Here is a 17,315-nt window from a genome sequence, read left to right as displayed (position 1 = left end):
GCCGCCAGGAGTTTGCACCTCTTCAACACTTAGCTTCCAACAAGGACGGACTCTATGCGCGATGATGAAAAGTACACCAATTCCGAAGAGCAGCTTCTCTACCTTCAAAACCTGCTAGATGACCCAGACGCAGCGGCACTAAAAGCGCATTTCTCTGAACTCGATATTTTAGACATTGCGCGAACACTGGAATCCTTCCCGGCCAAAACGCGAGATTTTCTTTGGGAGTATGTTCCCGACGATTTAATCGGCGAGGTTCTCGCTGAAGTTGACGAAGACATCCGTGCTGACTACATCGAAGACTTATCGGCCAGCGATGTAGAGGAAATTGTTAAAGGCTTGGATGCTCAAGAAGTTGCTGAAGTTTTAGATGTTGCCGATGAAGCCATAAAAACCAGCGTTTACGCCAGCCTAGAGCAAGAGATCCGCGCCCAGGTTGAGAATCTTCACGCCTATGAAGATGACGTGGTTGGCCGTTACATGGATCCCGAGACAGTCAATGTAAAACAGGGCGTGTCGTTAGAGGCCGTGCAGCGCTATATCCGCATCCACCATCTTCTCGACGATGAGTCGCAGCAGATCATGATTACGGATAAAGACAAACGCTTACTCGGCACTTTGACCCTGATTGATTTAATCAAACAGCCGCAAGATGCCGTGGTTGATGATTATATGGATGACTTTTTCACCCTAAATGATCAAATGAAAGTCAGTGATGCAGCGGCGTTATTGCGCTCTAAAGAGCTACACTTTGTGCCCGTGTGCGATAGCAATGGGTTATTGGTAGGCCAGCTAAACGCCGCCGACGTACTTGAAATCACCCAAGACGACGCTGACATGACGTTAAAGCATATGTCCGGCGTCAGTAACGAGGAGGAAGTCTTCACGCCCGTTTTACGTAGTGCAAAAAGTCGTGGCATTTGGCTGGGTATTAATCTGTTAACGGCTTTTTTAGCCGCCTTCGTTATCGGGCAATTCGAAGCGGCATTAGATCAAATTGTAGCGCTGGCCATTTTGATGCCGGTGGTAGCGAGCATGGGGGGTATTGCGGGTAGTCAAACCCTCACCGTGGTTATACGCGGCCTGGCGCTAGGTCAACTTGCGGGCAACAACGTTCGCTGGCTATACAATAAAGAGATGTGGGTGGGGATGAGTAACGGCCTGGTTTGGGCATTAGTGGTCGGCTTGATTTCCCATATCTGGTTTGGCGACGCCATGATCACGCTGGTGATCACCCTGGCTATATTTATCAATATGAGTCTCGCCAACTTATCCGGCGTACTCATCCCCATGGTGTTGAAAAAGCTCCAGATCGATCCTGCGTTATCCGGTGCGGTGATCTTGACGACCGTGACCGATGTGGTTGGCTTTTTATCATTCCTTGGGCTCGCGACGCTGATTATTCTGTAACTTTTTCCTCCCGGCAGGCGCCTGGGCGTTTATTGAAAAGCCCAGGCGCTCAAGGCAGAAGCAACTACGATACCGTCACCCACTGCCCCATCCGATCTGACGCTTCGATGGCCTCAATAAGCCGATTAACCCGCGCGGCTTCGCGGAAGTCTGGATAGAGGGGACGGTCGTTGATGATGCCTTCCACCAGATCGCGCACCTCGATAATCTTCTGATCGTTATAGCCCAGACCGTGCCCTGGCGCGGGGCTGAAGGCGGCATAGTCGGGATGTTCGGGGCCCGCTAACAGGGTGGTGAAGCCACGCCTGCCGTGGGCATCGCCGTGGCGATATAGCTGCAGTTCGCTCATGCGTTCCTGATCAAACACAATGGCGCCTTTGGTGCCCGTTAGCGTGTAGGCCAAGCCCATTTTGCGGCCAGCCGCCACCCGGGAGGTTTCGATATTACCGATTAACCCCTGGTCAAACCGCAGCATGGCCTGGGCTTGATCGTCGTTTTCCACCGCAGCCATCCCGCTACCGTTAGCATTGGGACGCATGGCAATGACGGTTTGTAGCTGGCCGCAAACCTCAGTAATGCGCTGCCCGGTTAAAAACTCGGCCATATTGAGAATATGCGAGCCCACATCGCCTAACGCACCGGCGCCTGCGGTCGCTCGCTTGGTATGCCAATCGTGGGGCTTTTCCAGGTCGAGCAGGTAATCCTCGTTGTGCCGACCACGAAAGTGGATCAGCTCTCCGATGTCGCCGCTGGCAACAATCTGGCGGGCCAGCTGGGTGGCGGAATTGCGAATGTAGTTAAAGCCCACCAGGGTTTTGACACCCGCCTTTTCAGCCGCGGCGACCATCTCGTCAGCGTCTGCCGTACTCAGCGCCAGCGGTTTTTCAGCGTAAACATGCTTGCCCGCCGCAATGGCGGCTAACGCCATCTCTTTATGCAGGAAATTGGGCGCGCAGATATCCACCACATCCACGTCACTGTCGGCCACCAGGGCACGCCAGTCGTCGGTGGCGCGGGCAAATCCCCAGGCCCGCGCTCGGCTCTCTGCCGTGGCGAGGTCGACATCCGCCAGCAGTTCGCAAACAGGCTTGGCGGGCAGTTCAAAAACGCTGGACGCCGCATTAAAGGCAATGGCGTGGGCTTTGCCCATAAAACCGGTGCCGATTAGGCCAATCTTGAGGGTTTTCATTGTGGTTATCCCTGTTTGAAAACAATAACGCCGGGCTGGGCCCGGCGTTGAATGATGTCGTGCCCCGTAGACTGCTTACATGGTCGGCATGGTGAAGTGGTTGGTCTCTTCACGAATGCCGCTGGGCCAGCGCTGGGTGATGGTTTTCATACGGGTATAGAAACGTACACCGTCTGGGCCATGCATATGCAGCGGACCAAACAGCGAGCGCTTCCAACCGCCGAAGCTATGGAACGCCATAGGCACCGGAATTGGTACGTTAACGCCGACCATGCCGACCTGAATCTGCTCACAGTACTGGCGTGCAGCATCGCCATCGCGGGTAAAGATCGCCGTGCCATTACCGTATTCATGGGCGTTGATCATAGTGACCGCTTCGTCGAAGCTCGCCACGCGAGCAATCGCCAGCACTGGGCCAAAGATCTCCTCAGAGTGAATACGCATGCTGGGCGTCACATGGTCAAACAGGCTACCGCCGATAAAGTAGCCATCGCCTGCGCCATCAACCGTGGTCTGGCGACCGTCTACCACGAGTTCTGCGCCTTCATCCACGCCGGTTTGGATATAGCCCGCCACTTTCTCAAGATGCTCGCGGGTGATCAGCGGCCCCATATCGTTATCCGGGCCATCGACCAGACCAGGCCCGACCGTCAGTTTCTCCAGTTCGGCCACCAGTTTTCCACGCAGGCGGTTGGCGGTTTCTTCACCCACGGGCACCGCCACCGAAATCGCCATGCAGCGCTCGCCTGCCGAACCATAGGCCGCACCCATCAGGGCACCCACGGCTTGGTCGAGATCCGCATCGGGCATGATTACCATATGATTTTTTGCCCCGCCCAATGCCTGAACACGCTTGCCATGCTTGGATGCGGTAGCGTAGATGTACTCGGCGATTGGGGTAGAGCCCACAAAGCTCACCGCCTGAACACGCTCATCGGTAAGCAGCACATCCACCGCTTCTTTATCGCCATTGACGACATTAAAGACGCCATCCGGCAGGCCCGCTTCTTTAAGCAGCTCGGCTAGGCGCAGCGGCGTGGAGGGATCTTTTTCTGAAGGCTTCATGACGAAGGTATTGCCGCAGGCCAGGGCGATGGGGAACATCCACATGGGCACCATGGCGGGGAAGTTGAACGGCGAGATACCTGCGCACACGCCCAGCGGCTGCATCATCGAGTAACTATCCACCCCGGTGCCGACGTTCATGGAGTGCTCGCCCTTCTGCAGGTGGGGAATGCCACAGGCAAACTCGACCACTTCCAGACCGCGGGTCACTTCGCCTTTGGCGTCTGAAAACACCTTGCCGTGTTCGCTGGAGATCAGGCGCGCCAGTTCATCGGTGTGCTCCTCGACCAGCGCCTTGAACTTGAACAGAATACGCGCGCGCTTCAGCGGCGAGGTTTTTGACCAGCTGGCGAAGGCCTCATCGGCGATGCGCACTGCATCACGGGTCTCGTCGGCACTGGCCAGCGCCACCTGGGCGCACTGTTCACCGGTGGCCGGGTTGTAAACCGGCGAAGTGCGCTGGCTCTGACCAGCAGAGAACTGACCATTGAGATAGTGGGATAGCGTCTTCATACAAGCTCCTGATTAAAAGGCGTCACTGGCGCTGTTTATGTTTAGCTGGCAACGTCAAAACCTGCCTGCTCGGCAAGTTGGCGTAAGTTGCGGAAACCCAGGCGGGCATAGGTCCGCGGATGGGCGACTTCCGGGTCTTGTTCGGCTTCAACCACTAACCACCCCTGGTAGCCCTGTTCGCACAGGTGGGTTAAGGCGGGTAGAAAGTCCACATTGCCATCCCCCGGCACCGTAAACAGGCCGTCTAACACGCCGTTTAAAAAGCTTTTGTCGCGGTTGCGTACCGCGTCCAGCACTGGGAAGCGCAGATCTTTGCAGTGCACATGATGGATACGCTGGCTGTAGCGTTTGGCGATGGCGAGCGGATCACCGCCAGCGCCGCATAGATGACCAAAATCAAGCAGCAAACCCACGCTTTCGCCGGTGTTGTCCATCAAGCGTTCAACGTCGGCCTGGCTTTCGATCACCGTGCCCAGGTGATGGTGATACACAAGCTGAATGCCCTGGGATTTCAGGTAGTCACCCACCACCTCCAGGCCATGCAGCAGGCGCTGCCACTCTTGCTCGGAGAGATGCGGGCGCTGGGAGAGCGGGCGCTCCTGATCGCCGTGTACACAGTGGGTAACTTCACACAGCACCATCACCTTGGCACCGCACTGTTTGAGCAGGTTCATGTGATCCTGAATGGCATCAATCTCTTCTTCAGGAGTTCGCACCAACAGCTGCGCGGAGTACCAGCCCGACACAAGCGCCAGGTCGTGGGCGCTAAGCACCTGGTTCAAGGCGTCAGGCGTGCGGGGAAACTTGTTACCTAATTCAAAGCCGCTAAACCCCGCTTCGCGGCCCTCTTGCAAGCAGGTTTCCAGCGGTGTTGCGCCGCCTAGGCTGGGCAAGTCGTCGTTGGTCCAGGTGAGCGGATTGATGCCTAAAGTAACCGTTGGCATAGCGTATTCCTTGTGATTATGTTTGTTGGTATTAATGGCGTTGGCGCTGCTTGGCTTCGCGGTACCCTTGATAGGCTTTATTGACCGCTTCACGCTCGGAAACCTCGGGCACGGCCACCTCCCACCAGGCGCCGCCTTCTTGGGTGCTGGGTAACGGGTCGGTGTCCAGGGCAATCACATAGGTCGAGGTGGCGCTGCGAGCACGCACCAGCGCCTGCCCCAATTCCGCAATACCGGTCACCGATTCAGACTCACAGCCCAGAGATTTGGCATGGGCGGCAAAATCGGTTTTCGGAGCGCCCGCCTCGACAGCGCGGCAATCTTCCAGCAGGTTGTTGAACCCCGCCCCGCCGGTGGCCTGCTGCAGGCGGTTGATACAGCCATAGCCGCGGTTATCCAACACGACCACAATCAGCTTGTGTCCCAGCATCACCGAGGTCGCCAGCTCTGAGTTATGCATCAGGTAGCTGCCGTCGCCGACCATCACCACTACCTCGTTGTCAGGCTTGGCCATCTTGACGCCCAGCCCGCCTGCTATTTCATAGCCCATGCAGGAGAAGCCATACTCCACGTGGTAGCTGCCGGGGCCCGAGCATTGCCAGAGTTTATGCAGCTCGCCGGGCAAGCCACCGGCCGCGCATACCACAGTGGTATCGTTGCCAGCCTGGCGATTGACGGCGCCGATCACCTGGGCATCGGTGGGCAGCGCCAGCCCTTGGTCGGCGGTCACGTTGCGCACTATTTCGGCCCATTCGTGTTTGAGCGTTCCGGTTTGTTCGCGCCATTCATCGCTGCCGCGCCATTCGCCCAGCGCTGCGTCGAGTTGCCCCAGCCCGACCAAGGCGTCGCAGCTTAGCGGCAGCGCTTGATGCTTCAGGCTGTCGAAGCGGCCAACGTTGAGGGCAATCAGCGTTTTTTCGCTACCTTCAAACAGCGCTCGGGAGCCGGTGGTAAAGTCCTGCAACCGCGTGCCTACCGCCAGAATGACATCCGCCTGCTCCGCCAATTGGTTGGCGGCTGCGCTGCCGGTCACCCCAATGGCACCCACTGCGCAAGGGTGGCTATCGGCCAACGCGCCTTTGCCGGCCTGGGTTTCGGCTACCGGGATGCCCCGCGCTTTAGCAAACTCTGCCAGGGCATCGCAGGCAGCGGCGTAATGCACGCCGCCACCGGCGATAATCAGCGGGCGTTTAGCCTGTTGTAGCGCGGCGATGGCTTGACGAAGCTCGTAAGCATCCGGTGGCGAGCGGCGAATGCGATGTACCCTGGGGGCAAAAAAGGCTTCCGGGTAATCGTAGGCAAAGGTTTGCACATCCTGGGGCAGCGCCAGGGTCGCCGGGCCGCAGTGCTCGGGATCAAGCAGGGTGGCAATCGCCTGGGGCAGGCTGGTCAGCAACTGCTCGGGGCGACTAATGCGGTCGAAGTAGCGCGACACCGGGCGAAAACAGTCGTTGACGGTAATGGTTGGGTCACCAAAATGCTCCACCTGCTGGAGTACCGGGTCGGGTTCGCGGGTGGCAAAGGTGTCCCCCGGCAGCAGTAGGATCGGCAAACGGTTGGCGTGAGCGAGCGCCGCGGCGGTGACCATATTGGTCGCCCCTGGGCCAATCGAGCTAGTCGCGGCCATTAAGCGCTGACGATTATTGGCTTTGGCAAAGGCAATCGCCGCGTGGGCCATGGACTGTTCGTTGTGGGCGCGAAAGGTGGGCAGCGTGTCTTGCACGTGGTAGAGCGCTTCACCCATTCCGGCCACATTGCCATGACCAAAAATCGCAAACACGCCTTCGAACAGCGCCACTTCTTGGCCATCCATTTCGATACGCTGGGCGGCGAGGTACTTGACCAACGCCTGGGCCATGGTGAGTCGAATGGTGCTCATCTTACGCCTCCTCCGTGTGGGCCAGGGTTTGCGGCTGCGCCTGTCTTAATTGCCGCCACGCTTTTATCAGTTCGGCATAGTTCTGGGCGACCCGCTCTACCAAGCTGGCGTCGTCGATACGCCCGGCCAGCCAGTCGCGACTCGCGCTGGCAAATAGCGTGCGGCCAACGGTGAAGCCTTTACAGCAGGCATGATTGGCCGCTGCTTCAAAGCCGCGTTTCATATCGTCCATAGGGGCGTCAAGCCCGAGCAGTACGACCCCACGGCAGTAGGAATCTTCCCGCTCAATGGTTTCACCCACCGCCTGCCAGGCTGCATCTGACATGGCAGGTAGTTTCCACCAGTCTGGGCGAATGCCCAGGTTATAGAGCCGCTGAAGGCTGCGCGGCAAGGTGGTATCGTCATTGGGCATGTTCGCGGGAGGAATGACTTCAATCAGCAGCTCCAGCCCATAGGCACAAGCCGCCTGGTAGAGCTGGCGCAGCCGCTCCTCCTGCTCTAAGCGCAGCGAGATTTCATCGTCGGGGTGGTAGAACACCAGGCATTTAATAATCTGTTCTCTAGGCCAGTTGCGCAGGCAGGCACCTAAATCATCGCCATGCTGGAAGCGCAGCGGTCTTGAGCCAGGAAGCTCCACTGGTCGACCAATCCACCAGCCTTTTCCACTGGCTTGACTGAGCGCTTCCTGACCCAGCACATCGTCTACCAGAATCGCGGGAGTGGTAATGCCGCCCAGCTTGGCACCCTCTTCGGCGGCGGTGACCAGGAGTTTTTTGAGAGCTGGTAATCGCGCACTGTCGGCATACTCTTCGCGGGCCATATCGGTGAGCTGGCGGCGGTGATCAAATGCCAACCCCAACACTTCGGGCCACTGAGCAGTCACTCGGGTAGTGACCCGGTGGAGATGATTCAGGCGTTGATCGATATCCGGACGGGGTACCTCGTCGCGACGTTTCAGGTAATCGAATAGCTCATCTTCGGTGGGCATGGCCGGGGCACAGCCGTGGCGGGAGACCACCAGCGCACCACAGGCATTGGCGTAACCCGCGCTGGTTTGCCAGGGTTCATTGCGTAGCCAGCCACGTAGCAGCCCGCTCATAAAGGCATCACCAGCACCCAGCACATTGAGCACTTCGACCTGAACGCCTTTGACTAGAATGCCGTCTTCAATGCGGTCAGGAATGTCGCCCTCAAACACCACACAGCCCATGGGCCCCAGCTTGCATACCAGGGTCGCCTGGCTAACCTCACGTACTGCACGCAGTGCCGTTAAGGTGTCGGTGCTGCCACCGGCAATATGAAACTCTTCTTCGGTGCCTACAATTAAGTCAAAATCTGGCAGCCAGCGCTGCAGGTCGGTGGTCACTTTATCATCGGCGATAAAGCGGGTTTCACCATCACCAGGGTTAGTCAGCCCCCACAGCACGGGGCGATAGTCGATATCCAGCACTCGTTTCACGCCATAATGGGCGGCGGCGTCCAGTGCCTTGCGGCAGGCTCGGCGGGTGGTATCGGTAGAAAGATGCGTGCCGGTAATCGCCAGCGCCTTGGCCCGGGCGATAAATTCAGGGTCGATGGCCTCGGCATCAATGGCCATATCAGCACAGTCGCGGCGATAAAATAGCAGCGGAAAACTCTCGCGATCTTTTAAGGCCAGCAGCACTAGGCCGGTGTGGCGCTCGGGGTCGGTTTGTAGCGCGGAGGTATCTACCCCCACCCGCTCCAGCTCTTCGCGCACGAAGTTGCCCATCTGCTCGTCGCCGACTCGCGAAAGCATGGCGGATTTCAATCCTAGGCGCGCAGTGCCGTAAGCCATATTGCCCGAGCTCCCGCCTAGGTACTTGGCAAAGCTGGCCACGTCTTCTAAACGGCTGCCAATCTGCTCGGCGTAAAGATCGACCGCCACGCGTCCAAGACAAATCAGGTCAAGCGGTCGGTGTTGACTATTGTTATTCAGCATAAATGTCTCCCCACGTCACAAATTCGTGGTACTAGTCACAGGATGGCACTGGGCATAAAAGCGTCTTGGCTGGCAATCGATAAGGTTTATCAACCGTGGCTTAAAGTGAGAAGGCGGCACGGAATCGGTCGAGCGCGAGGTCGTCATCCCCAGAGGCCCAGCCCTCCAACCCCACGGTGCCTCGATAACCTATGTCGTTCAGCGCTTTGGCAATGGCCGGATAGTTAATCTCGCCAGTTCCCGGCTCACAGCGCCCAGGCACATCAGCCACCTGCACTTCACCAATGTAAGGCCCGCAGCGGCGAATCAATTCGATCAAATTACCTTCGCCAATCTGGGCGTGATAAACGTCCAACATAATGCGCAAGCTGGGCCGATCAACACTTTCCACCAGCGCTAGAACATCTTCCAAGCGCGCAAACGGCACACCGGGGTGATCAACGTCAGTATTGAGGTTTTCAAGCACAAAGGTGACGTCGTTCTGCTCGCCGAGATCCGCCAGCCGATTGAGTGTGTCTCGGGCTTTTAGCCACATAGCGCCAGTCATCTGCTGGCAAGGCTGAACGGGCAACCCATTACCATCCAGCCCGGTGCCGTGAAGGTTAAGGCGCGGAATGCCAAGGCGCTTTGCTACCTCAACCGACTCAGCGGCGGTGCGTAGCAGTTCATCTGCCCCGGCTGCATCCGCCAGGGTGCCGGTGACATAGCCGGTCATGGATGAAAACATCGCCCCGCTATTGGCCAGTGCGTCAATGTCGTGCTTAGTCCAGTCCCAGATTTCGACTTGAAAGCCCAAATCAGAAATGCGCTTAATTCGTTCCAACACGGGTAAATCGCGGAACACCATTTCAGCGCAAACGGCCAGCGTGAACGGGGATGATGGGGTAGGTTTATTCATCATGGCTCCTTAATAGCCGCTCGCAGTTCGCGGTGAAGGGGGTTCAGTGCTGCCTGTTTCATCCGAAGGTTGAGTGTCTTGTTCGGCTAAGCTGGCCTTCTTGGCTTTATCGTCCCGCTGGAATTCCGCAAGCTCCGCATCCAGGCTTTCAAGCTCAGCGCCACCCGCCATCATGTTGAGCACCTCTTCACGGCTGACTTCTTCTTTGCGGAAGGAGCCCAAACTGCCGCCGCGTGACAATAAGGTGAACGCATCGGCCACTGGGTAAGCATGGTGAACATTGTGGGTAATAAAGATGACCGCCAGGCCATCCGCGCGGGCTTTGGCAATGTAGCGCAGTACGACAGAGGCCTGCTTAACCCCAAGCGCTGACGTAGGCTCATCAAGAATCAGCACTTTAGCGCCAAAATAAACGGCACGGGCAATCGCTACACACTGGCGTTCCCCACCAGAAAGCGTGCCCACTGGCTGGCTTGGGTCGCGTACATCAATACCGATTTTAGCCATTTCTTCTTTGGCAACCCGGTCGGCATACTTCCAGTTAATGCGCTTTAAAGGCCCCCAGCCCACCGTCGGTTCGCGGCCCATAAAAAAGTTACGGGTAATCGACATCAACGGCACCATCGCCAGATCCTGGAAAACTGTCGCGATACCGGCGTCGAGCGCGTAAGCCGGGGACTTGAAACGAGCGGGCTTGCCATCCAGTAGCATCTCGCCATGGGTGGGCTGGTGAACACCGGACAGAGTTTTAATCAACGTTGACTTGCCAGCACCGTTATCCCCCAGCAGGCACATAACCTCACCGGAATAGACCTGCATCGAGATATCACTAATGGCGATGACACTGCCGAAGTGTTTGCTGACACTGCGCATTTCAATCATTGGAGTGCGTGTAGTCATGTTATTTAGCCTCCATCGCCTTTTTGCGCATGTAATTGTTGAATAGCACCGCCACCAGCAACATCACACCCAGGAAGACCTGGAACCAGTCCGTGTTGACACCGGTATAAAAGATGCCCATTTGCACCATGCCGAAGATCAGCGCACCCAGGGCGGCACCTATAGCGGAGCCATAACCACCGGTCAGCAAAGCGCCACCGATCACCACAGCAATAATGGCTTCCAGTTCTTTTAGCAGGCCACGGATAGTGTCCGCCGAACCGGTATCCATGACTTGTATGCAGGCAAAGATGGTGGCGGAGAAAGCGGTGAACATGAACAGTGAAATCTTGACGCGATGGACGGGGACGCCCGAATTGCGCGCCGCATTGGCATCGCCACCGCTGGCGAAGATCCAGTTGCCGTAAGGCGTGCACAGCAGCACCCAAGTCGCTACAGCGGTTAAGCCCAGCCACCAGACAATCGAGACGGGAATACCGGTGACCGTGGGGTTGCCCGCAAAGTTGGTCGCCATCCAGCCATTTGCCGCCATCCAGCTAAATAGTCCCGTAGCGACTTCTCCAGAGAAAAGCGCCGCGAACCAATCTCCGGGGATATGATCCTGCACTCCCCCCACCTGAGTACGTCCCGTCAACAACCGACTGGTACCAATAGCCAGGCCACGCAGAATGAACAGGAAGCCTAGGGTAACGATAAATGACGGCAACCCCGTTTTATTGACTAGATTGCCGTTAATCCAGCCCACCAGGCCCGCGCAGGCGAACGCCAATAAAATTGCGGCCCACAGCGGCCAGCCATACTCCACCGCTGGGATGGCAATCAGAATGCCTGCCAAGCCAATCATCGAACCTATCGAAAGATCAAACTCTCCGCCGATCATCAGCAACGCAGCCGCCGTGGCGATAATGCCGAGCTGAGCGGCGACTTCAAGGAAATTAATAATACCCGCTGGGGTAAACATCCCAGTGCCGCTGGAAGCAGCTATAAAAAAGGCAAGCACCAGCACGGCACCGGCCAGCGCCCCCAGCTCCGGGCGATTAAGCGCCTTCTTCCAGAAAGAGACTCTCTGGATACGCTCATCTTGAGGAGCGGTTGCTGGCGCAACCGACTGTTTCGTTTCAGTAGAATTCATGGCGATCGACCCCCAAGGCTCGACACCGTCGAGCCTTTTTCGATTAGGTAGTTATCAACGGATGCCCTGGCTACTCAGCTCAATGACCTGTGCAGCGTTTTCTTGAGTGACAAACCCTGGGCCAGTGGCAACATCCCCTGCGGGTAGCAGGCCGTTTTTGACGAACTGATCTAGGAACATGACGGGCAAATAACCCTGCATGTACTGCTGTTGGTCGATCGCAAAGTCCAGTTCACCTGCATCCAAGGCTTCCAAAATACCGGGGGAAAGGTCAAAGGTGCCGAGAGTGAACATATCGGTTGCCCCCTGCTCACGCATGGCCCGAATCATCGGATCAGCGGCCAACGCACCCAAGGTCAGCACACCACGCACGTCACTGTTCTCGTTGAGGTAAGCGACAATGGCATTGCGAATATTGGTGGGGTCGTAGGTGGTCGCTAGCTGCTCAGCATTGCCGTCAAAGCCTTCTACAAAGCCATCACAGCGCTGATCAAGCCCCTGGTTGCCTTGCTCATGGTTAACGCAGACGCCTTTCTCAACACCTAGTTCCTGCATGCGCTCGGCGGCCTGTTTGCCCGCCTCGTATTCACTCTGCCCGACGTGCAGCCGGGCACCATAATCCCTCGCCACGTCACCACCGGAGTTAATGGTGATCACTGGGATGCCGTTATCGACAGCATTTTGGACAGCGCCGCCCAGGGCGTTTTCGTCAGTAAAAGAGAGGATCAAGCCATCCGGATCAGATGCCACCGCTGCCTGTACAAGTTGCTGCATCTTGGCCATATCAAAGGTCGATGGTGCACGGTACTCCAGCTCTGCGCCTACGAGATCAGCGGCTGCTTCTGCGCCGTTTTTCACCACTGACCAGAAAGGATCAGAGGGAACACCATGGGTCACCATGACGAAACGGCTCGCTTCTTGTTCCGGTTCTTGTGCTTGTGCTTGTGCGGCACCTGCCATTAATGCCGTGGTGGCGGCAGAGGCTAGAAGCCATTGAGATAGACGTGCCATAAAGAATTCCTCATAACGTTATCGTTGTTGGTAGAGAAGTGGCATTGAATGCCTTGGCGCTATGGAATATAGGTTCCAAATAGCAATTCTTGCAAATTATTTATTCTATACTTTGGTATAAATGGAATATTTATTCCAATCAACTAGACTGCATAACAACCAGCCACTTTGCTCAGCGCTACTACCCAGGCGTACATGAGTGAATGAGTGGTACATGAGTTAACGCGAAGGAATTTGTATGCCACAGCCACCACAAAGCTACCGCGAGCTGGAAACGCTGATCACCGCCGAGTACGCCACGCTAAGCAAACGCTTACAGCAAACCGCTCGTTTTGTGCTTGATCACCCCCAGGAGGTTGCTCTGGCAACCGTGGCCAAAATTGCTGAGCAGGCAGATGTCACTCCATCCACCTTAATCCGCTTGGCCAATAGCTTGGGCTTTAAGGGTTTTTCCGAAATGCAGCAGCTGTTTCGCAGCCGCCTAGTCGATGAATTGCCTAACTACACAGAACGGATTCGCGCAGTACGTAGCGCCACCGGGGAAACACCCGACAGCACCCAGCTGTTGTGGGAGTTCGCCGATGCTAATCGCGCTGTTTTGGAGCAGCTTCCCAGCCGTATCGATCCCGAGAGCCTGGAGAAGGCGCTGGATATTTTTGAAAAGGCCCATGCGATTCATGTGATGGGGGCACGGCGAAGCTTCATGGTCGCCAGCTACATGACCTATGCCCTGGCCCATGTGGATAAGCCTGCGCTGCTGGTCAATGGTTTGGGTGGGATGTACGGCGAGCAGCTGCGCGCTATGAGCCAACACGACGCCCTACTGACCATCAGCTTTTCCCCCTATGCAGAAGAGAGCCAAAAAGCCTGCGAAGACGCCCATCAGCGCGGTCTACCTATTGTAGTGATTACCGATTCGAACCTCAGCCCGCTGGCCCGTTTCGCGGATGTCGTCTTCGTTGTCAACGAAGCTGAAGTAAAAAGTTTCCGCAGTTTGACCGCGTCGCTCTGCTTGACCCAGACCTTGGCGATTGCCCTGGGCGTGCGGCAAGACAAAACACGCGACAAAGAAAAGAGCCGTGACAAAAAACGTAAGGCCTAAACACCAAAAGCAAGCCAACAGCAAAAACAAAATAGGAGAGCTTATGAAACTCGCACTCATCGGCGCAGGACGCATCGGCAAGGTGCATGCCCAGGCCATTTATTCACACCCAAACGTTACCCTGGCCGCCGTGGCCGATTTTCATCAGCCTGCCGCAGAAGCGTTGGCCGAGCAGTACGCCAGCCGAGCGGCCTCTGTGGATGAAATCTTCGCGGATGACACCATTGACGCCGTACTGATTGCTTCAAGCACGCCCACCCATGCGGAGTATCTGGAGCGTGCCGCACGCGCGGGCAAGGCGATTCTGTGCGAAAAACCCATCGCTCTAGATCTAGCCCGCACTCGTGATGCCCTTCAAGTGCTTAGCGAACATCCGGTGACCTGCGCGTTAGGCTTTAACCGCCGCCACGATCCTCAATTTGCTGCGCTTAAAAAGGCCATTATCGAAGGGCGTATTGGCGCACTTGAAACATTGACCATCATCAGCCGCGACCCCTCTCCCCCACCTGCCGAGTATGTGGCTGAGTCCGGCGGCCTGTTCCGAGACATGATGATTCATGATTTCGACATGGCGCGCTGGCTGCTCGATGAACCCATCGAAAGTGTCTTTGCCGTCGGCAGTAGCATTATCGACCCAGCGATTGGCGAAGCGGGTGATGTGGATACCGCCATGGTCACCCTTACCACAACCAGTGGAAAGCTGTGCCAGATCAGCAACTCACGACGCGCCTGCTACGGCTACGATCAGCGTATCGAAGCATTTGGCAGCCAAGGCATGCTGCAAGCCCAGAACGAGAGTGATACCCGGCTGCGCTTCACCGGTGAAGCAGGCCAAGTGGAAGACAAACCCAAGTGGTTCTTCCTGGAGCGCTACGCCCAAGCCTACCAACTTGAAATTGGCGACTTTGTCGCCGCATGGAAGGAGAAACGTGCGCCACTCGCAGGTGCCCAGGATGGCCTAGAGGCATTGCGCTTAGCCGATGCAGCGGAGCTTTCATTGCGTGAAGGTCGCAAAATTCTGCTCGACGCCTCGATCTAAACAGACGCAAACGGGTCTGTGGAGACCCTTCATATCGTAAACGGTTAGCTGCCAACAGAGCAGCTAACCATCAGAAGGAGCGACATATGGCTTCCCTACTGGTACGCCCCACCGCCCCAGATGCCCAAGGCACCGTGATTGACGTGACCCCTGAATCGGCTGGCTGGACGCACGTTGGCTTTCGGGTGCATAAACTCGCCAAGGGCCAACGCCTGGAGGCCAGCAGCGATGATCAGGAAATCTGCCTGGTGCTGCTCACCGGTCGAGCCACGGTAACCTGCGGCGAGCACCGCTTTGAAGATATCGGCCAGCGCATGGATATCTTTGAACAGACCCCGCCCTATGCGGTTTACCTACCTGACCATGTTAGCTACGCGGTGGAAGCGACCACAGACTTAGAGCTAGCGGTGTGCGCCGCCCCTGGGCATGGCAACCATGCCCCACGGCTCATCGCGCCTGACAACATCAAGCAAAGCACCCGTGGCCAGGGCACCAACACCCGCCATGTTCACGATATTCTGCCGGAAACCGAGCCCGCCGATAGCCTATTAGTAGTCGAAGTATTCACACCTGCGGGTAACTGGTCGAGCTACCCGCCCCACAAACACGATGTGGATAACTTACCCCACGAATCACATCTGGAAGAGACCTACTACCACCGCATTAACCCTGAGCAGGGCTTCGCCTTTCAGCGCGTTTACACCGATGACCGCAGCCTTGATGAAACCATGGCGGTGGAGAACGGCTGCTGCGTGTTGGTGCCTAAGGGCTACCATCCAGTAGGCGCCTCCCATGGCTACTCGCTCTACTACTTAAATGTGATGGCGGGGCCCAAGCGGGCATGGAAATTCCACAACGACCCCGATCACGAATGGCTGATGAACGCTGGATAGATCGACACTTCGCCCGCTAACGTTTATCTAATGCTATGCTAATGAGCCCCGCTGCTGCGGGGCTTTTTATTGTTCGTTATTCCTACGGTTAGCTATCTCATTTATCCAGAGGCTTCAATGCTCCCCGACTACTCCATCATCGCCTGGGTGTTAATTGCATTTTCCGTTTACCTGACCGGCGTTTCAAAAGGCGGTTTCGCGGGTGGTTTTGGCACGCTCTCGGTGCCGCTCATGGCGCTGGCGATCAGCCCCGCCCAGGCAGCGGGCTTGCTGCTACCACTGTTGCTAGTGATGGACGTGTTTGCGGTGAAAGCATGGTGGGGCAAACAGGACGCCACTGAGGTCTGGCGCTTTGTGCCGGGGCTGTTTATCGGCGTGACGGTAGGGACGCTGCTGTTTGGCAGTTTGAGTGAACAGGGCTTACGCCTGACTCTCGGCGTTATCACCCTGCTGTTCGCCGCTTACATGCTGCTCAAGCCCGTTGCCAAGAAACCGATCTCCACTCGCTGGGCATTGCCAGCGGCAAGCGTCTGCGGCTTTACCAGTTTTATGGCTCATGCGGGCGCGCCGCCGCTCAACGTTTATCTACTGCCGCGCAAACTATCGAAAGAGACCTTTATTGCCACCTGCGCAGTGACCTTTGCGGTGGTCAACGTGATCAAGCTAGCGCCCTATATGTGGCTTGGCGAAATCAACGTTACCAGCGCCTGGGCGTCGCTGCTGCTGGTGCCCATCGCCTGGGTCGGTGTACGCAACGGCTTGTGGCTACAAAGTCGCGTCAACGAGACGCTGTTCTACCGACTGGTGATTTTTGCCATGTTTTTAGTCGGTTTTAATTTGATTTGGCAGGCGCTGAAATAGGGCGGGATTCATTACGGAGTGCAGCTCATTTTTCATACAATCATCCTTTAAGCGTTTAAGCTGTAAGACATCGCTTAAAATTTTGTAAGAGATCTCTTACAAGCGTGTAAGAGATCCCTGTCACTTGCCCTCCAGGCCTTGCTCTCTGGCCCCGGCCCGCTACCCTGATCGTTTCTCATTTACTTGATCCAAGGAGCGGTGCGATGGCGGACAAAACGGGCCTGCAATTTACCCTGACCCTACCCGGGGCCGATGACACCGCCGTGGTGCGCTTTACCCATCGCGAGGCGCTGTCGGAGCCGTTTGCGCTCTCGGTTGAGTTTGCCAGCCGCACCCACGACCTGTCGCCCAGCGACTGCTTGGATCAAAACGCCACCCTGACCATTTGGCAGGACGGCGAGCCGCTGCGCCGCGTGCATGGGATAATCGCTGAGCTACACCGCGGCGACCGGGGACACCGGCGCAGCTTTTATCGGGTGGAGATTCGTCCCGCGCTGTGGCGGTTATCGCTGCGCCATA

At 56.8% G+C, this 17,315-nt stretch carries 15 protein-coding genes; 6 read left to right on the top strand and 9 right to left on the bottom strand.

Features of this window, described 5'->3' with window-relative positions; all coding sequences use genetic code 11:
- The first annotated feature begins 54 nt into the window (after positions 1-54).
- The gene (mgtE, locus tag K7H09_RS01685; protein ID WP_230803305.1) at positions 55-1,410 is read left to right on the top strand and encodes a magnesium transporter; all 1,356 of its coding nucleotides are present in this window, start codon (positions 55-57) and stop codon (positions 1,408-1,410) included.
- A gap of 64 nt (positions 1,411-1,474) precedes the next feature.
- Here mgtE and K7H09_RS01680 read toward each other — a convergent pair whose 3' ends face one another.
- From K7H09_RS01680 to K7H09_RS01640, 9 genes are all read right to left on the bottom strand, one after another.
- On the bottom strand, positions 1,475-2,599 hold the full coding sequence (locus tag K7H09_RS01680; RefSeq protein ID WP_230803303.1) for a Gfo/Idh/MocA family protein: 1,125 nt from the start codon (positions 2,597-2,599) through the stop codon (positions 1,475-1,477).
- A gap of 75 nt (positions 2,600-2,674) precedes the next feature.
- Positions 2,675-4,177 (bottom strand): CoA-acylating methylmalonate-semialdehyde dehydrogenase, encoded by a 1,503-nt coding sequence (locus K7H09_RS01675; protein WP_230803301.1) that lies wholly within the window; start codon positions 4,175-4,177, stop codon positions 2,675-2,677.
- Between the two features lie 41 nt (positions 4,178-4,218).
- Positions 4,219-5,121, bottom strand: a complete 903-nt coding sequence (gene iolE, locus K7H09_RS01670) for a myo-inosose-2 dehydratase (protein ID WP_230803299.1) — start codon at positions 5,119-5,121, stop codon at positions 4,219-4,221.
- Positions 5,122-5,152: 31 nt separating this feature from the next.
- A complete protein-coding gene (gene iolD / locus K7H09_RS01665) occupies positions 5,153-7,000 on the bottom strand; it encodes a 3D-(3,5/4)-trihydroxycyclohexane-1,2-dione acylhydrolase (decyclizing) (protein ID WP_230803296.1) in 1,848 nt (615 codons plus the stop codon).
- Position 7,001: 1 nt separating this feature from the next.
- Positions 7,002-8,960 (bottom strand): bifunctional 5-dehydro-2-deoxygluconokinase/5-dehydro-2-deoxyphosphogluconate aldolase, encoded by a 1,959-nt coding sequence (locus tag K7H09_RS01660; protein WP_230803295.1) that lies wholly within the window; start codon positions 8,958-8,960, stop codon positions 7,002-7,004.
- A 100-nt stretch (positions 8,961-9,060) separates the two neighbouring features.
- Positions 9,061-9,858, bottom strand: a complete 798-nt coding sequence (locus K7H09_RS01655) for a TIM barrel protein (RefSeq protein WP_230803294.1) — start codon at positions 9,856-9,858, stop codon at positions 9,061-9,063.
- A gap of 9 nt (positions 9,859-9,867) precedes the next feature.
- Entirely contained in the window at positions 9,868-10,758 is an 891-nt protein-coding gene (locus tag K7H09_RS01650) for an ATP-binding cassette domain-containing protein (protein WP_230803293.1), read from the bottom strand.
- Between the two features lies 1 nt (position 10,759).
- Positions 10,760-11,890 (bottom strand): ABC transporter permease, encoded by a 1,131-nt coding sequence (locus K7H09_RS01645; RefSeq protein WP_009285992.1) that lies wholly within the window; start codon positions 11,888-11,890, stop codon positions 10,760-10,762.
- A 54-nt stretch (positions 11,891-11,944) separates the two neighbouring features.
- Positions 11,945-12,901, bottom strand: coding sequence for a sugar ABC transporter substrate-binding protein (locus K7H09_RS01640; protein ID WP_230803292.1), 957 nt, complete (start codon positions 12,899-12,901; stop codon positions 11,945-11,947).
- Positions 12,902-13,139: 238 nt separating this feature from the next.
- Here K7H09_RS01640 and K7H09_RS01635 point away from each other — a divergent pair, with 238 nt between their 5' ends.
- From K7H09_RS01635 to K7H09_RS01615, 5 genes are all read left to right on the top strand, one after another.
- Positions 13,140-14,003, top strand: a complete 864-nt coding sequence (locus K7H09_RS01635) for a MurR/RpiR family transcriptional regulator (protein WP_230803291.1) — start codon at positions 13,140-13,142, stop codon at positions 14,001-14,003.
- Positions 14,004-14,046: 43 nt separating this feature from the next.
- Positions 14,047-15,042 (top strand): inositol 2-dehydrogenase, encoded by a 996-nt coding sequence (iolG, locus tag K7H09_RS01630; RefSeq protein ID WP_230803289.1) that lies wholly within the window; start codon positions 14,047-14,049, stop codon positions 15,040-15,042.
- Positions 15,043-15,128: 86 nt separating this feature from the next.
- Positions 15,129-15,935 carry a 5-deoxy-glucuronate isomerase gene (iolB, locus tag K7H09_RS01625; RefSeq protein WP_027957151.1) on the top strand — a complete coding sequence of 269 codons (807 nt, stop codon included), beginning with the start codon at positions 15,129-15,131 and terminating at the stop codon, positions 15,933-15,935.
- Positions 15,936-16,052: 117 nt separating this feature from the next.
- A complete protein-coding gene (locus K7H09_RS01620) occupies positions 16,053-16,796 on the top strand; it encodes a sulfite exporter TauE/SafE family protein (RefSeq protein ID WP_027957152.1) in 744 nt (247 codons plus the stop codon).
- Between the two features lie 203 nt (positions 16,797-16,999).
- A partial coding sequence (locus tag K7H09_RS01615) for a contractile injection system protein, VgrG/Pvc8 family (RefSeq protein WP_269063929.1) occupies positions 17,000-17,315 on the top strand: 316 nt, incomplete at its 3' end.

The sequence above is a fragment of the Halomonas sp. IOP_14 genome (assembly GCF_021021315.1).
Taxonomy (GTDB): domain Bacteria; phylum Pseudomonadota; class Gammaproteobacteria; order Pseudomonadales; family Halomonadaceae; genus Vreelandella; species Vreelandella titanicae.
Note: the sequence above shows the minus strand (reverse complement) of the source record. Positions and strands in the feature narration are given on the sequence as shown.

Excerpts from the sequence above, each read along its gene's own strand:
- K7H09_RS01660 (WP_230803295.1), bottom strand. The coding sequence starts at position 8,960 with ATGCTGAATAACAATAGTCAACACCGACCGCTTGACCTGATTTGTCTT.
- iolG (WP_230803289.1), top strand. The coding sequence starts at position 14,047 with ATGAAACTCGCACTCATCGGCGCAGGACGCATCGGCAAGGTGCATGCC.
- K7H09_RS01620 (WP_027957152.1), top strand. The coding sequence starts at position 16,053 with ATGCTCCCCGACTACTCCATCATCGCCTGGGTGTTAATTGCATTTTCC.
- K7H09_RS01650 (WP_230803293.1), bottom strand. The coding sequence starts at position 10,758 with ATGACTACACGCACTCCAATGATTGAAATGCGCAGTGTCAGCAAACAC.
- K7H09_RS01645 (WP_009285992.1), bottom strand. The coding sequence starts at position 11,890 with ATGAATTCTACTGAAACGAAACAGTCGGTTGCGCCAGCAACCGCTCCT.
- K7H09_RS01655 (WP_230803294.1), bottom strand. The coding sequence starts at position 9,858 with ATGAATAAACCTACCCCATCATCCCCGTTCACGCTGGCCGTTTGCGCT.
- mgtE (WP_230803305.1), top strand. The coding sequence starts at position 55 with ATGCGCGATGATGAAAAGTACACCAATTCCGAAGAGCAGCTTCTCTAC.
- K7H09_RS01635 (WP_230803291.1), top strand. The coding sequence starts at position 13,140 with ATGCCACAGCCACCACAAAGCTACCGCGAGCTGGAAACGCTGATCACC.
- K7H09_RS01675 (WP_230803301.1), bottom strand. The coding sequence starts at position 4,177 with ATGAAGACGCTATCCCACTATCTCAATGGTCAGTTCTCTGCTGGTCAG.
- K7H09_RS01640 (WP_230803292.1), bottom strand. The coding sequence starts at position 12,901 with ATGGCACGTCTATCTCAATGGCTTCTAGCCTCTGCCGCCACCACGGCA.
- iolB (WP_027957151.1), top strand. The coding sequence starts at position 15,129 with ATGGCTTCCCTACTGGTACGCCCCACCGCCCCAGATGCCCAAGGCACC.
- iolD (WP_230803296.1), bottom strand. The coding sequence starts at position 7,000 with ATGAGCACCATTCGACTCACCATGGCCCAGGCGTTGGTCAAGTACCTC.
- K7H09_RS01680 (WP_230803303.1), bottom strand. The coding sequence starts at position 2,599 with ATGAAAACCCTCAAGATTGGCCTAATCGGCACCGGTTTTATGGGCAAA.
- iolE (WP_230803299.1), bottom strand. The coding sequence starts at position 5,121 with ATGCCAACGGTTACTTTAGGCATCAATCCGCTCACCTGGACCAACGAC.